Source organism: Comamonas guangdongensis, from assembly GCF_041079535.1.
GTDB lineage: Bacteria > Pseudomonadota > Gammaproteobacteria > Burkholderiales > Burkholderiaceae_C > Comamonas > Comamonas guangdongensis.
Genome location: NZ_JBFYGN010000030.1, coordinates 36,806 through 50,196 on the forward strand (window position 1 = coordinate 36,806; position 13,391 = coordinate 50,196).

General features: G+C 67.3%; 13 protein-coding genes. All 13 read right to left on the bottom strand.

The window, feature by feature from the left end:
• Positions 1-23: 23 nt before the first annotated feature.
• Positions 24-1,001, bottom strand: a complete 978-nt coding sequence (locus AB6724_RS19405; RefSeq protein ID WP_369340182.1) for a Bug family tripartite tricarboxylate transporter substrate binding protein — start codon at positions 999-1,001, stop codon at positions 24-26.
• Positions 1,002-1,068: 67 nt separating this feature from the next.
• Positions 1,069-2,031 (bottom strand): VOC family protein, encoded by a 963-nt coding sequence (locus tag AB6724_RS19410; RefSeq protein WP_369340183.1) that lies wholly within the window; start codon positions 2,029-2,031, stop codon positions 1,069-1,071.
• A 9-nt stretch (positions 2,032-2,040) separates the two neighbouring features.
• Positions 2,041-3,516: an aldehyde dehydrogenase gene (locus AB6724_RS19415; protein WP_369340184.1), complete on the bottom strand. Its 1,476-nt coding sequence runs from the start codon at positions 3,514-3,516 to the stop codon at positions 2,041-2,043.
• Positions 3,517-3,527: 11 nt separating this feature from the next.
• Positions 3,528-5,222: a thiamine pyrophosphate-binding protein gene (locus AB6724_RS19420; RefSeq protein ID WP_369340185.1), complete on the bottom strand. Its 1,695-nt coding sequence runs from the start codon at positions 5,220-5,222 to the stop codon at positions 3,528-3,530.
• Positions 5,215-6,015, bottom strand: a complete 801-nt coding sequence (locus AB6724_RS19425; RefSeq protein ID WP_369340186.1) for an SDR family oxidoreductase — start codon at positions 6,013-6,015, stop codon at positions 5,215-5,217. Before AB6724_RS19425 ends, AB6724_RS19420 begins: the two co-directional genes overlap by 8 nt.
• A complete protein-coding gene (locus tag AB6724_RS19430) occupies positions 6,008-6,865 on the bottom strand; it encodes an IclR family transcriptional regulator (RefSeq protein ID WP_369340187.1) in 858 nt (285 codons plus the stop codon). Before AB6724_RS19430 ends, AB6724_RS19425 begins: the two co-directional genes overlap by 8 nt.
• A gap of 7 nt (positions 6,866-6,872) precedes the next feature.
• On the bottom strand, positions 6,873-7,649 hold the full coding sequence (locus tag AB6724_RS19435) for an SDR family oxidoreductase (protein WP_369340188.1): 777 nt from the start codon (positions 7,647-7,649) through the stop codon (positions 6,873-6,875).
• A gap of 342 nt (positions 7,650-7,991) precedes the next feature.
• Positions 7,992-8,729, bottom strand: a complete 738-nt coding sequence (locus AB6724_RS19440) for a 5'-methylthioadenosine/adenosylhomocysteine nucleosidase (protein ID WP_369340189.1) — start codon at positions 8,727-8,729, stop codon at positions 7,992-7,994.
• 95 nt (positions 8,730-8,824) lie between these two features.
• Positions 8,825-9,823, bottom strand: a complete 999-nt coding sequence (locus AB6724_RS19445; RefSeq protein WP_369340190.1) for a Bug family tripartite tricarboxylate transporter substrate binding protein — start codon at positions 9,821-9,823, stop codon at positions 8,825-8,827.
• A gap of 200 nt (positions 9,824-10,023) precedes the next feature.
• Positions 10,024-10,824, bottom strand: coding sequence for an aspartate dehydrogenase (locus AB6724_RS19450; RefSeq protein ID WP_369340191.1), 801 nt, complete (start codon positions 10,822-10,824; stop codon positions 10,024-10,026).
• Positions 10,825-10,908: 84 nt separating this feature from the next.
• Positions 10,909-11,715, bottom strand: coding sequence for an IclR family transcriptional regulator (locus AB6724_RS19455; RefSeq protein ID WP_369340192.1), 807 nt, complete (start codon positions 11,713-11,715; stop codon positions 10,909-10,911).
• On the bottom strand, positions 11,712-12,596 hold the full coding sequence (locus AB6724_RS19460) for an alpha/beta fold hydrolase (protein WP_369340193.1): 885 nt from the start codon (positions 12,594-12,596) through the stop codon (positions 11,712-11,714). Before AB6724_RS19460 ends, AB6724_RS19455 begins: the two co-directional genes overlap by 4 nt.
• A gap of 8 nt (positions 12,597-12,604) precedes the next feature.
• Positions 12,605-13,135 (bottom strand): cupin domain-containing protein, encoded by a 531-nt coding sequence (locus AB6724_RS19465; RefSeq protein ID WP_369340194.1) that lies wholly within the window; start codon positions 13,133-13,135, stop codon positions 12,605-12,607.
• Positions 13,136-13,391 lie beyond the last annotated feature (256 nt).

Here is a 13,391-nt window from a genome sequence, read left to right on the forward strand (position 1 = left end):
GTGGGTTCTCCTTCTAAAACGGTTCAATCGGCTTGGATGCCGAGATCTTTGATGAGCTTGCCGAAGCGGTTGTAGTCGGCGGCGTTGGTCTTGGCCAGACGCGCCGCATCGCCGCCCGCGGGCAAGGCGCCGAAGGTGGCCATCTTGGAAACCACATCCGGCATCTTCAGAATTTCATTGAGCTGGGTGTTCAGCAGCTTCACGGTCTCGGGCGACATGCCCTTGGGACCGAACAGGCCCTGCCAGGCCGACACTTCCACGTCCTTGACGCCCAGCTCGCCCAGCGTGGGCACATTGGGCGCCAGCGTGCTGCGCTGGGCATCGGCCACGGCCAGCACATTGACCTTAGTGCCCGAGTAAGGCGCGATCGGGCCCCAGGTCATGAAGGTCGTGGGCACATGGCCGCCGATCAGGTCGTTGACGGCGGGAGCCACGCCCTTGTAGGGGATGTGGCCCAGCTTGGTGCCCGCAGACTTGTTGAACATCTCGCCCAGGATGTGCATGGGCGAGCCGCTGCCGGGGCTCGCATAGGTCAGGCCGTCGCGCTTGCCCTGGCTCACCAGGGTCTTGAGGTCCTTGATGCCCGAGCCCTGGCTGGCGGCCACGAACATGGGCTGCACGCTGGTCTGCACGATGGGCGTGAAGCCATTGAGCACGTCATAGCTCGAGCCCGAAGCGGTCTTGAGCACGAACTGCGCAATCGCAAAGGTATTGGGCGCCAGCAGCAAGGTGTAGCCGTCGGGCGCGGCCTTGGCCACATGCACGGTGCCTATGGTGCCGCTGGCACCGGGCCGGTTGTCCACCATCACGGGCTGGCCCAGGCGCTGGGACAGTTTCTCGGCATACAGGCGCGCCATGGCATCGGTATCGCCGCCGGCCGGATAGGCCACGACGATGGTGATGGGCTTGGCGGGATAGGCTTGCGCCAGCGCGGAACCGGACATCTGGGCTGCAGCCAGCAATGCAGCAGCGATAACTACCTGGCGACGAATGTTTTTCATGGAATAGCCCGTGGGTTGTGGAATCGTGGTGGGTGGGATACCGGCCAGCCGGTGCAGCCAATGCCTCTCAGTGCTTCTTGTCGGTCAGGAACTTGCCGTCGGCGGCGCCCACGCCCTTCTGGCGCCGCGTGTTGCCATCGATGCCGCCGTCGATCGCCCATTCGGCAAACACCGTCGGGCCGGGCTCGAACTCGCGCGGCTGCCAGTCGGCCGTGAGCTGGTCCTCGTCGGCGTAGTACTCGACCAGCGCGCCTGCCGGGTTCTTGAAGTACCAGAAATAGGCCGAGGACACGGGGTGGCGGCCCGGGCCCAGCTGGGTGTCCCAGCCGCAGCGCGAGATGTGCATGCCGCCGCCGAAGACCTCGTGGATGTCGCGCACGGTGAAGGCCACGTGGTTCAGGCCGGCGTGCTTGTCGGGGCGCTGCAGCAAAAAGATGTCGTGGTGGCCGCCGTCGGGCGCGCAGCGCAGGAAGGCGCCGCGCTCGGGGTAGCGGTCCGAGGCCGCGAAGCCGAAGTTCTCGACATAGAAACGCTCGCAGGCCTGGACGTCCTTGACGAAAAACACCACATGGCCGACCTCGATGGGCTGGGCGCGCTCGTAGGCCGGGCTGGCCTGGTTGATGCGGCCCTTGCGGTCCCAGGTGTTGTACTCGGCGCTGTGCATCTGCACCTCGCGCTTTTGCGTGAGCTGCAGGCGCACGGCCAGGCCGTTGGGGTCGGTGCAGCCGATGCGGCCATTGCTCTGCACGAAGCCCGGCAGCTGCGCGATACGGCCCGCGTAGAGCGCGAGATCGGCCTCGCTCTCCACGCCCCAGACCACTTCGCGCAGCGTGGGGCCTGCCTCGATGGCGGGCGGCAGATCGGGATGGTTGCTGGCGGCCACGATCACGCGGCAGCCGTTGAGTGTCTCGAACACCAGCCGCTCGGCCTGCTCTTCGGCCAAGCTCAGGCCCCAGTCGAGGAAGAACTGGCGGCAGGCCGCCAGATCGTCGGCGCCGTAGCTGATTTCGTCAATGCCCAGTACGCTCATGATGGTTCCTTAATTTGCCCAGCCCAGAGGGGATTCGTTGAGGCCCCAGTACAGGCTCTTCTGCTCCATGTACTGCTGTATGCCCATGCGGCCCTTCTCGCGGCCCAGGCCGCTGTCGCGCCAGCCGCCGAAGGGTGTGGAGATCGAGAACTGCTTGTAGGTGTTGATCCACACGGTGCCGGCCTGCACCGCGCGACCTATGCGCCAGGCGGACTTGTAATCGCGCGTCCAGATGCCGGCGGCCAGCGCGTAGACGCTGTCGTTGGCCTGGGTCAGCAGATCGTCCTCGTTGTCGAAGGGCATGGCCACGAGCACGGGGCCGAAGATCTCCTGCTGGCAGATCTGGTCGGTATTGCTCACGCCCTCGAGGATGGTCGGGCGGTAGTAGTAGCCGCGCTCGTACAGCGCGCCCTCGGGGCGATGGCCGCCGGTGCGCAGCTGGCCGCCTTCGGACAGGCCCAGGGCCACATAGCTCTCGATGGATTCGCGGTGCTTGGCGGTGATCAGCGGCCCCATCTGCGTGCGCTCGTCGGCGGGATCGCCCACGCGCAGCGCGGCGGCCTTGGCGCTCAGGCGATCCATGAAGTCGCCGTAGAGCTTGCGCGCCACGAACAGGCGCGAACCGGCGATGCAGGATTCGCCCGAGGAGCTGAAGATGCCGTAGAGCACGCCGTTGACGGCATGGTCGAGGTCGGCATCCTCCAGCACCATGGTCGCCGACTTGCCGCCCAGCTCCAGCGAGACGGGCATCATCTTGTCGGCCGCAATGCGCGCGATGTGCTTGCCGGTGGAGGTGCCGCCCGTGAAGGACACGCGCTTGACCAGCGGGTGCTTGGTGATGGCGTCGCCGATCACCGAGCCGCGGCCCGGCAGCACGCTGACCATGCCCTTGGGCACGCCGGCCTCTTCGCAGATCCTGGCCAGTTCCAGCGCCAGCAGCGGCGTGGCTTCGGCGGGCTTGACGACCACGGCGTTGCCGGCCGCCAGCGCGGGAGCGAGCTTCTGCGCCTCGCTGGCGATCGGCGAGTTCCACGGCGTGATGGCCGCGACCACGCCCATGGGTTCGTAGACGCTCATGGTCATGAAGTCGCCGCGCGAGGGCGTGAGGGTCTCCTCCATGGTCTCGCAGGCCGCCGCGAAGAACTGGAAGGTGCCGGCAGCGCTGGCCACCAGGGCGCGTGTCTCGCTGATGGGCTTGCCGTTGTCCAGGCGCTGCAGCTGGGCCAGGGGCTCGGCGCGTTCGCGGATCAGCTGGGCCACGCGGTGCAGCACGGCCGCGCGCTCGTGGGGCTTCTTCCGGGCCCAGCCGCTGGTGCGGAAAGCCAGGTCGGCCTTCTGGATGGCCTCTTCGACATCGGCCAGGCTGGGCGCGCGCAGGCGGCCCACGATTTCGCCCGTCGCGGGATAGAGCGTGGCGGATTCGTCGCCGCCGCCCAGGCGCCATTCGCCGGCGATATTGATGGGGAGCAGTTCTAGCTTGGACATGGTGAAACTCCTCACTGAGCCTTGGTGGTGGCCGGGATCTGGTCCAGCTTGTTCACCGGCGGGCCCGAGAACGTGGTCTTGAAGCTGCCGATGGCGCGCATGTCGATCTCCAGCAGGAACGGGCCCTTCTTGGACCAGGCACCATCCAGCACGGCGGGCAGTTCCGCGAGATCGCTGACGCGGGCATGGGGCAGCTTGATGGACGCGCACAGCTGGGCGTAGTCGGGCGTGTGCAGCTCCACATAGCAGCGACGGCCGCCGTAAGAGGCGTCCTGGATGTTCTGGATCACGCCGTAGCGCTGGTCGTTCATCAGCACGATCATGGTGTCGCACTCTTCCTGCACCAGCGTCGCGAGTTCGCCCAGGTTCAGGATGAAGCCGCCGTCGCCGGCCAGGCCCAGGGTCTTGCGGCCCGAGCCGCTTTCGGCCGCGCCGATGGCCGCACCGATGGCCATGGGCATGCCCATGCCGATGCCGCCGCCCGTGGCGTGCACGCCGGCGTTGGGGGCGAAGAAGCGCAGCTCGCGGTTGCCCCAGGTGCTGTTGGAGACGGTCACGTCGCGCACCCAGTTGAAATTGCGGCCCACCACCTGCTGCAGCTGCTGCACCAGGGCGCTGTACGGGCCCAGGCCGTCGCGCATGGTGGCGACGACTTCGTCGTGCGTCTGGCGCAGGTCGGCCAGCAGCTCGGGATCGGCCTTGTAGCCGCGCGCTTCCAGGCGGTCGGCCAGGCCGTTCAGGGCCAGGGCCGAGTCGCCGCAGACGAAGCCGTCATCCATGTAGCAGCGGCCCTGCTGGGCGGCGTCCACGTCGATGCGCAGCAGCGGACGCGGCAGCTTGAGTTCGTACTTCAGGGTTTCGTTGCTGCGCAGGCGCGTGCCCACGGCCAGCATGGCGTCGCAGCGCTGGTAGAAGGCCTCGACGGGCTTCTGGATGTTGTAGGCGCCCAGCGAGGCCGGGTCGTCCTCGGCCACGATGCCGCGGCCCTGGCCGGTGCTGACGATGCCGAAGCCCATGGCCTTCAGGCGTTGCACGGCGGCGCCGGCGTGGCGTGCACCGCCGCCCAGCCACAGCAGCGGACGGCGGGCCTGGGCCAGCTGGTCGGCCAGCGCGTCCAGCGCGGCTTCGCTGGGTGCCAGCACGGCCACCGGCAGCGGCGACAGGTCGGCCGGCATGTCTATCAGCGCCTGCTGGATGTCGATAGGAATCTCCACGCTCACCGGGCCCGTGGGCGCGGTCATCGCGGCCTGCACCGCGGCCTTGAGCGTGGACAAGCAGGTCTCGGCGCTCAGCACGCGGAAGGCGGCCTTGGAGACGGCCTTGAGCATGGTCAGCTGGTCCGGCGCCTCGTGGATGTACGACAGCTTCTTGTCCAGGTACTGGGTCTCGATCTGGCCCGTGATGTGCAAGAGCGGCGTGCCGGCCGTATAGGCCTCCACCAGGCTGCCGGCGATATTGCCGGAGGCCGGGCCGGTGCTGGTGATGCACACGCCCAGGCTGGAGGTGGAACGCGCGCAGGCGTCGGCCATATTGCCGGCGCCGGCCTCGCCGCGCGCCATCACGAAGCGCACCTTGCCACGCGCAAACATGGCATCGAGGATGGGCATGTTGTGGATGGAGATCACCCCGAACGCGGCCTTCACGTCGCAGTGCTCGAGGAATTCGGCAATGACGGCGCCGACGGTGATTTGGGTTGCGTTAGGCATGGCGGGAAAGGCCTCCGGAAACATCGATATGGCTGCCGGTCGTGTATGACGACAACGGCGTGGCGAGATAGAAAATGGCGCGCGCGGCTTCGGCGGGCGAGCCCAGGCGGCCCAGCGGAATGGACTTCTTGTGGGCCAGCTCGGCGCTCCACTGCTCCCAGGTCTGGCTTCTGTCCTCGCGGGCCTCGAAGCGGCGGCGCCACTGGCCGGACTCGATCAGGCCGACCAGGATGCCGTTGACGCGCACGCCCTTGGGCGCGAACTCGGTGGCCATGGAGCGCACCAGGTTCTTGAGGCCGGCGCGCGCGGCCGAGGTCGCGACCATGTGCGGCTCGGGCTGGGAGGCCAGCAGCGAGTTCACGCAGACGATGGCCGAACCCTCGCCGCGCTCGAGCTGCGGCAGAAAGGCACGCGTGGGATGCAGCACCGAGAAGAACTTCAGGTGCAGCTCCTCGGCCCAGGCTTCGTCCGTGGTGTTCTCGAAGGTCGAGACGCGGCCCTGGCCGGCGTTGTTGACGAGGATGGAAGCCGGGCCCAGGGCCGCTTCGCTGGCGCGGGCGAACTGCTGCACCTGCTCGGCATCGAGCACGTCGCAAGCCTTGGCGAACAGGCGCTCGCGGGCCTGAGGATGCTTCTCCTGCAACTGCTGCACGGCCTGCTCCAGGCGTTCGGGATTGCGGCCGCACAGGGCCACGCGTGCGCCCTGGGCCAGCAGCAGCTCCACCGTGGCCAGGCCTATGCCCGAGGAGCCGCCGGTGACGACGGCCGTGGCGTCGAGTTTGAAATCATGCATGGCCGCCTCCTGCGCGCCTTGAAGTGATGGACAGGACCTGCGCACCGGACTGCGGCCGGTAGTTGAGCAGTTCCGAAAGTTCGTCGGCCGCAGCGCATACGCTGGGCACCAGCTCCGTCTGGCGCTCGGCATCGATCTGGGCCGAGGCCAGGGTCACGCCCAGGGCCGCGACGACGCGGCCGCTGTGGTCGCGCACGGGCGCCGCGATGGTGGAGATCGAGCTTTCGTAGAAGCCCGCACCCGCCACATGGCCGCGCTCGCGGTCGGACTGGACCAGGTTGAACAGCTCGAGCACGGTCTGGGGCGTATTCGGCGAATGGCCTTCCAGGTGCTCCTCGGGGTAGAGGGCGCGCAGCTCGGGCAGCGACAGATCGGCCAGCAGAATGCGCCCCAGCAGCGTGGCATGGGCGGGCAGGCGCGTGCCCACGCGCACCGAGCTGGTCAACGGCGTCGGCGGCGTGACCTTGGCCACATAGACGATGTAGCGGCCGTCGCGCACCACGATGTTGCAGGGGAAGCGGATTGCCTCGCACAGCCGCGCGATCACGGGCTGGCCCAGCTCGGTCAGGTCCATGGAGGACAGGAACTCGAAGCCCAGGCGCAGCACGGACAGGCCCAGCCGGTAGTCGTTGCCGCCCTCGGCGCGCTGCAGAAAACCCATGCTCTCCAGCGTGTTGAGCATGCGGAACACCGTGGCGCGCGGCAGCTGCAGGCGGCGCGCCAGCTCGGGAGCGCCCAGCGTGGCGTTGCCGCGGCCGAACTCCTGCAGCAGGCGCAGGCCGCGCTCCAGCGCGGGCACCATGTACTTGTCGGAGCCGCCGTCGGCCAAGACGTTGTCGTTGTCGCTCATGGGGCGCTCAGTTCATGACGAAGCCGCCGTTGACGGGCAGCACCTGGCCCGTCACGAAGCGTGCGCCGTCCGACAGCAGATAGGACACGGCGCCCGAGACGTCCTCGGGGCCCTGCTCGCGCTGCAGCGCGCGCTGGTCGATGTAGAGGCGGTGGCGATGCTCGGGCACGTACTCGGTGGCCTCCACCAGCACCAGGCCGGGCGCCACGGCGTTGACGGTGACGTTGTCGCCACCCATTTCACGGGCCATGGCATGGGTCATGGCCATCACGGCGCCCTTGCTGGCCACGTAGGCCATCAGATTGGGCGCGCCCCACAGCGCGGTATCGGAAGCCAGGTTGACCACGGCGCCGCGGCCGCTGTCACGCAGCGCGGCGCGGCAGGCGCGGGTCATCAGCCAGACGCCGCGCACGTTGACGCTCATCACCTGGTCCCACTTCTCGAGCGCGATGTCGTCCATGCCCTTGCCGCCCGAATCGGTGACGGCGGCGTTGTTGACCAGACCGTCGAGGCCGCCCAGGGCCTGGACCGCCTGCTGCGCGCAATGCGCAATGGAGTCGGGCTTGCCGGCATCGAAGGCCACGCCATGGGCTTGCAGGCCCTTGGCACGCAACTGCTCCACGGCCTGGACCAGCAGCTCCTCGCGCAGATCGGCCAGCACGACCTGTGCGCCCTGCGTGCACAGCGTCTGTGCAAAGGCAAAACCCAGGCCGCGAGCAGCGCCGGTAACAAGGATCCGGCGCCCTGCGAGCGGCCCGGTGGAATGCGTGGTGTTCATGGCCATCCTGATCTGTTTTGTTTCAAATATGAAATAACACTTTTTTCTTGAAACAGATGGCAGTTTAGTGACGATCTTTTTCGGCGCCACCAAGGGGAAACCCCTAAGCGATACAAAAAATAACCAACCAGACGGACGCAAAAAAACCGCGGCCAGCGCGGTTGGGGAAAAGGATTGGCGTCAATGAAGCGGCCCGCCGTCGGGCGGCAGGCCAGGCAGGGACTGGAGGTGTCCCGATTTGATAGCTAGCAGCGCAAGTCAAAGGCTGGCTTCATCTAGGAAGCCATAGGGAATTCAGGCAGGAATTGCGCCAGCAGCTATCAAAGAATCAGCAGCTGGCGCAGGCCTTCAACGCAGCTGGCGCAGAAAGTCCGACACCACCTGCTGGGCATAGCGGCTGGCCACGGTACGCACGAATTCGGAGAAGTCGACATGGGCGTTGTCGTCGGCGCGGTCCGAGATGGTGCGCATGGCCGCAAACGGCACGCCGTAATCGAAGCAGGTCTGGGCCACGGCCGCGCCTTCCATTTCCACGGCCAGCACATGGTGGCCTGCGGCCTGCAGCTCGGTGCGCAGCCGGTCGCTGGCCTGGCGCGAACTGACGAACTGGTCGCCGCTGGCGATCAGCCCCTGGTGCACGCGGGCCGAAGCATGGGAGGCCGCGATGCCCGATTGCAGCGCGCAGGCCGCGGCCTGCACCAGGGCGTCCGTCATCGCGCCATCGCAGGCCTGGGTGCTGCAGCCATATCCCGGCATTTCCCAGCGCGGAAAGATCGGCGAGGCGTCCATGTCGTGCTGCAGGAACTGCCGCGCGATCACCACGTCGCCCACGTTGACGCCAGCCCCTATGCCGCCGGCCACGCCGGTGAACACGATGGCGCGCACGCCGAAGCGCTCGATCAGCGCTGCCGTGGTGGTGGCCGCGGCCACCTTGCCTATGCCCGACAGCGCGCACACCACCTCCTGCCCATGCAGCCGGCCCAGCCAGAAGTCGCGCCCCGCATGGCGCTGGCCTTGCATGCCTTCCATGGCGTCCACCAGGCCGTGTTGTTCTTCGGCAAGAGCACTGAGGATGGCGATGGTCATGGGTGGCGTGATTCCGGAGCGAGGGAGGGAAAAGACAAAAGCGGCACAAGGCCGCTTTGCTTCGTAGCGCAAGAGCGCGATTAGAGCATGAGGGTTTACTGCGCCACGATGTGGTGGCTCTTGACCACGGGCGCCCACAGCGCGGTCTCCTTGCGGATCAGCTCGCCAAAGGCCTCGCCCTTAACTACCCAGGGCGTCATGCCCTGGGACTTGAGCTGGTTCTGCGCGGCCTGGGTCTTCATGACCTTGTCGATGTCCTCGGCCAGCTGCTTGACCACTTCGGGAGGCGTGTTCTTGGGCGCCAGCACGCCATACCAGGACGAAACGGCAATGCCCGGAATGCCGGCCTCGGCCAGGGTCGGCACATTGGGCAGAAAGCCCGAGCGCGTGGCATCGGTCACGGCCAGGGCGCGCAGCTTGCCCGACTGCACATGGGGCAGCACGGTGGGCATGTTGGCGATCAGCATGGGGATGGTACCGCCCAGGGCATCGTTCAGGCCCTGGCCCGAGCCCTTGTAGGCCACGTGCATGATGTCGGCGCCCGACTTGTCCTTGAACAGCTCGCCGGCCAGATGCAGGCTGGAGCCCACGCCCGGCGAGGCATAGCTGACGGAATCGGGCTTGGACTTGGACAGGGCCACCAGCTCCTGAATGGTCTTGGCCGGCACCTGGGGATTGACGACGATCACATTGGCCGCACGCCCCATGGAGGCCACGGGCACGAAGTCGCCGAACACGTTGTAGGGCAGCTTGGGCATCAGCGTGGGATTGATGGTCAGATTGCCCTGGGGCACGACCAGCAGCGTGTGGCCATCGGGCTTGGCGCGCTTGACCATGTCGATGCCGATGTTGCCGTTGGCGCCGGGGCGGTTGTCCACGATGGCGGCCTGCTTGTACTCCTCGGTCAGGCCCGTGGCCAGGATGCGGGACAGGATGTCCACCGCGCCGCCGGCGGGGAAGGGCGCAATGATGGTGAACTGGCCGCTGGACAGCTGCTCGGCGGCACCGGCCGCGAACGCGGGGGAGATGGCGGCGGACAGCGCGGCGCTGCAGGCCAGCGCCAGGCAGGACTTGAGGAAGGCGGAGCGTTGCATGGTTTTTCTCCTCGGAGAGCGGGATTTCAAGAAGGCCAGAGGCCGATGCACATCAGACTTGATGCAGCGCAAAGGCCGGCGGGCAAAGACATGACACCATGGATGCCATGCTGAAATGGGCGGTGTTTGCGCGCACTTTGACACGCAAGCAAGACCGGTGCCACCGGCACAGCGCATGGTTGGAACGGGTCAGGACCGGGTCAGATGGCCAGGGAAGCCACGTTGTTGAGCACGGCGCGCACCACGCTGTACACGGTCAGCGCCGAGGTCTTGGGATTGGCCGCCAGGGGCTTGCCGCGCATGGTCAGCTCCATGGAGCCGAAAGCGCCGCGTGCTTCCACATGGTGCACGTTTTCATCGACGGCAGGGTCGGCGAACAGGCGCACCCTGGTCTTGTCCAGGCCCAGGCCTGCCAGCGACAGCGTGGCCGCCACATTGGCATTCTTGGGATAGAGCTGGGCCGCCTCGCGCGCCGTGCCTTCGAAGATGCAAAAGGCTTCGGTCAAGGCCGCCAGATCGCAGACCTGCTCGGCCGGCGTGCCGCTCCAGGCCTGGGGCGGCTTGCGGCCCGTGTAGACCACCGCCTCCAGCCCGCCCACGCGGGCCGCGGCCAGGGCATCGATGCCGCCGATGGCGCCCGACAGCAGTTGCACCTGGGTCTGGCCGGCCTCGGCCGCCGCCTGCACGCGCTCGGCCATGCCGGGCGCACTCAAAGCGCCTATCGAAGCCACCACGGCGGGAATGCCGCGCGCCAGCGCCGGCAGCACATGCTCTTCGATGGCGCTGTGGCCCGCGCACTCCACCACCAGATCGGGACGGGCCTCGGCGGGCAGGGCCGGCAGGATCAGCGCCTGCGGCGCCAGGCGGTCCACCGTCTGCTGGATCGCGGCGCTGACCTCGGGCACCAACACCCAGCGCACCTGCAGCCGGGCATCGCCGCTCAGCAACTCCAGAACGCTGGAGCCAATCGCGCCGCAACCAATCAATGCAATAGTTTTCATCTCACACTTCCTGAAAATACGCTGGCCCGGCGTGAAAGCGCATGCGTGATTGCCGTGCAGCAGCCATGAATGCGCGCAGACAGGTCAGCGCAAAAGATCCGGGTGCTGCTGGCGCAGATGGCCGGACAGGGTCTCGGCCGCCTCGCGCACCTGCTGCGCCCAGAGCTGGGTTTTTTCGGGCACCAGCTCGGTGAACGGGATGGCCACGGCCAGACCGGCCACCACCCGCCCGCTGCCGCCGCGCACGGGCGCGGCGATGCTGGAGACGCCAGGCTCGTAAAAGCCCTCGCCCATGGCGTAGCCGCGCTCGCGGTCCTGGGCCAGCAGGCGCATCAGGTCCTCGACATGGCGCGGCGTGCTTTCGGAGAATTGGGGCAGCTCGTCGCCGCCGAACACCGCGCGCAGCTGCGCGGCATCCATGTCCTGCAGCAGCGCGCGCCCCAGCACCGTGGCATGGGCCGGCAGGCGCGAGCCCACGCGCACCGCGCCCTGAAAAGCGCCGGTCGGAGCGATACGCGCCACATAGACCACCGAGGTGCCGTCGAGCAGAGCCAGGTTGCTGGTCATGCCCAGCGCATCGCACAGGCCCTGCAGCACCGGCTCGGCCAGCTGCGCCAGCGGCTGGGTCGACAGATAGTCGTAGCCCAGGCGCAGCACGGCCAGACCCAGCCGGTATTCGGTACCGCTGCGCTGCAGATATCCCGAGTTTTCGAGCGTAGTCAACATGCGGAACACCGTGGAACGCGGCAGCTGCAGGCTGCGCGCCAGCTCGGGCGCGCTCCACACGGGCTGGGCCGGGCCGAAGCAGGCCAGCAGCCGCAGTCCGCGTTCCAGCGCGGGCACGGTGTAGCGGTCGTTGTCGTTGGTCGAAATCTCGGAGGTATCGCTCATGGCTGTCGGCAGGTAGGAATGCGGGTACTTTGGTTCAACAAAGATGCCAGCTTCTGCGCGATCGCCTGGGGCTGTTCCACGGGCGAAGCATGGCCGGCGGCCGCAAGCGTACCGTAGTCGGCGCCCAGCAGTTCGGACCAGGCCTTGCAGGCCGCGGGAGGCGTGACCACGTCATGCTCCCCGACCCAGACCTGGACCGGCATGGACAGCCTTCCGGCCGCCTGCCCCAGGTCGCTGCCGCACAGCAGTTCCACCGCCTGCGCATAGCCTTGCGGCTGCATGCGGGCCGTGTTCCAGCGCACCCATGCGCGCACCGTCTCCGGTGCTGCGGCCGCAACCAGCCGCTGGTCGATCACGGCGGCCAGACCGGCAACGCCCTTCTCGGCCAGCGCCGCCAGACGTCCCTGGCGCACCTTGGCCTGCTGCTCGGCCTTGGCCGGCGCGCCGTAGCCGCCGGCCGGGCTGATAAGCACCAGCTGCTCGACCAGGCCGGAGGCCGTGCCGGCCAGCCTGGCCGCCATCAGCGCCCCCAGCGAATGGCCGACCAGAAGGCAGCGGCGCACGCCCAGAGCTTGCAGGGACTGCTCCAGAGCCCGCGCATAGTCGGCATCGCCGGGAGCGGGCCGGGTCAGCGGCGTGGACGCACCATAGCCCGGGGCATCCCAGGCCAGCACGCGCGCCTTGTCGCCCAGCGCCAGCGCCAGGTCCAGCCACGAAGCCGCGCCCGAGCTGATGCCGTGCAGCAGCACGACGGCGAATTCGTCCGCCGCATTGCCAGCCTCACGCCAGGCGACCTGGGAGCCATCGGGCAACTGCACCAGGCGCTCGGGAAAGGCGCGCTCCAGCTGCTGCACCTTGAGGGACAGCGTGTCCTGGTTCATGGCGCGGCTCAGCGCTTGATCTTGGCCAGCGGATGCTCGGGCGGATAGGTCGGGGTGATGGGCTTCTTGGCGCCCAGCATCACGCACATCAGAGCATCTTCGTCGCCGATATTGATCTCTTCGCGATACACGCCCGGAGGCACGGACACCACGTCGCGGTCGGTCAGGATGGTCTCGAAGCGCTGACCGTCCTTCTCGAGCACCAGCTTGAGCTTGCCGCGCATCACGAAGAACACTTCCTCGACATCGGTGTGCAGATGGGACGGGCCTTCGTGGCCGGCCGGGATCACCATGGTGGAGAAGGTGAAGTTCTCCGAGGGAATGGTGTTGCTGTCCGCAGCCACGCCCGTGCCGCCCGTGCCGATGTAGCGCATCTGGCCGCGGCGGTACTTGGGGTCGAAATCGGCCTGGAACTTCAGCGCGTCGAAGTCGTACTTGCGTGTGGCAAAGCGCGCGATGCGCGTGTTCATCCAGTCTTCAAAGCTGGCGCCCTCGGGCTGGTCCCAGCTGCGGGGGGTGTTTTGTGCGGAGTCTGTCATTGGTCTCTCCTGTAAGCGCTGACATATGGCAAAAGCCTTTGGCTTTTGTTTTACCAATAAAACACAGTTCATTTGGTGAAACGATTATAGAAAAACTGCCGACCCGACCACAAGTACGGGATGTCACCTATATCGGGAATCCCGCCGTCCCGGCCTCGGTAAACGGCGGGGATGGGCAAAAAAAAAGGCTATGTCCCCGTTGAGTGTGGAAAAACGCCGATAGCCGCGAGGAGCATGGCTTGCGGGGTTGGCAGGC

Bases quoted from the DNA above. Each gene is read 5' to 3' on its own strand.
- AB6724_RS19440 (WP_369340189.1), bottom strand. From the start codon at position 8,729: ATGACCATCGCCATCCTCAGTGCTCTTGCCGAAGAACAACACGGCCTG.
- AB6724_RS19465 (WP_369340194.1), bottom strand. From the start codon at position 13,135: ATGACAGACTCCGCACAAAACACCCCCCGCAGCTGGGACCAGCCCGAG.
- AB6724_RS19410 (WP_369340183.1), bottom strand. From the start codon at position 2,031: ATGAGCGTACTGGGCATTGACGAAATCAGCTACGGCGCCGACGATCTG.
- AB6724_RS19425 (WP_369340186.1), bottom strand. From the start codon at position 6,015: ATGCATGATTTCAAACTCGACGCCACGGCCGTCGTCACCGGCGGCTCC.
- AB6724_RS19460 (WP_369340193.1), bottom strand. From the start codon at position 12,596: ATGAACCAGGACACGCTGTCCCTCAAGGTGCAGCAGCTGGAGCGCGCC.
- AB6724_RS19405 (WP_369340182.1), bottom strand. From the start codon at position 1,001: ATGAAAAACATTCGTCGCCAGGTAGTTATCGCTGCTGCATTGCTGGCT.
- AB6724_RS19450 (WP_369340191.1), bottom strand. From the start codon at position 10,824: ATGAAAACTATTGCATTGATTGGTTGCGGCGCGATTGGCTCCAGCGTT.
- AB6724_RS19455 (WP_369340192.1), bottom strand. From the start codon at position 11,715: ATGAGCGATACCTCCGAGATTTCGACCAACGACAACGACCGCTACACC.
- AB6724_RS19415 (WP_369340184.1), bottom strand. From the start codon at position 3,516: ATGTCCAAGCTAGAACTGCTCCCCATCAATATCGCCGGCGAATGGCGC.
- AB6724_RS19430 (WP_369340187.1), bottom strand. From the start codon at position 6,865: ATGAGCGACAACGACAACGTCTTGGCCGACGGCGGCTCCGACAAGTAC.
- AB6724_RS19435 (WP_369340188.1), bottom strand. From the start codon at position 7,649: ATGGCCATGAACACCACGCATTCCACCGGGCCGCTCGCAGGGCGCCGG.
- AB6724_RS19445 (WP_369340190.1), bottom strand. From the start codon at position 9,823: ATGCAACGCTCCGCCTTCCTCAAGTCCTGCCTGGCGCTGGCCTGCAGC.
- AB6724_RS19420 (WP_369340185.1), bottom strand. From the start codon at position 5,222: ATGCCTAACGCAACCCAAATCACCGTCGGCGCCGTCATTGCCGAATTC.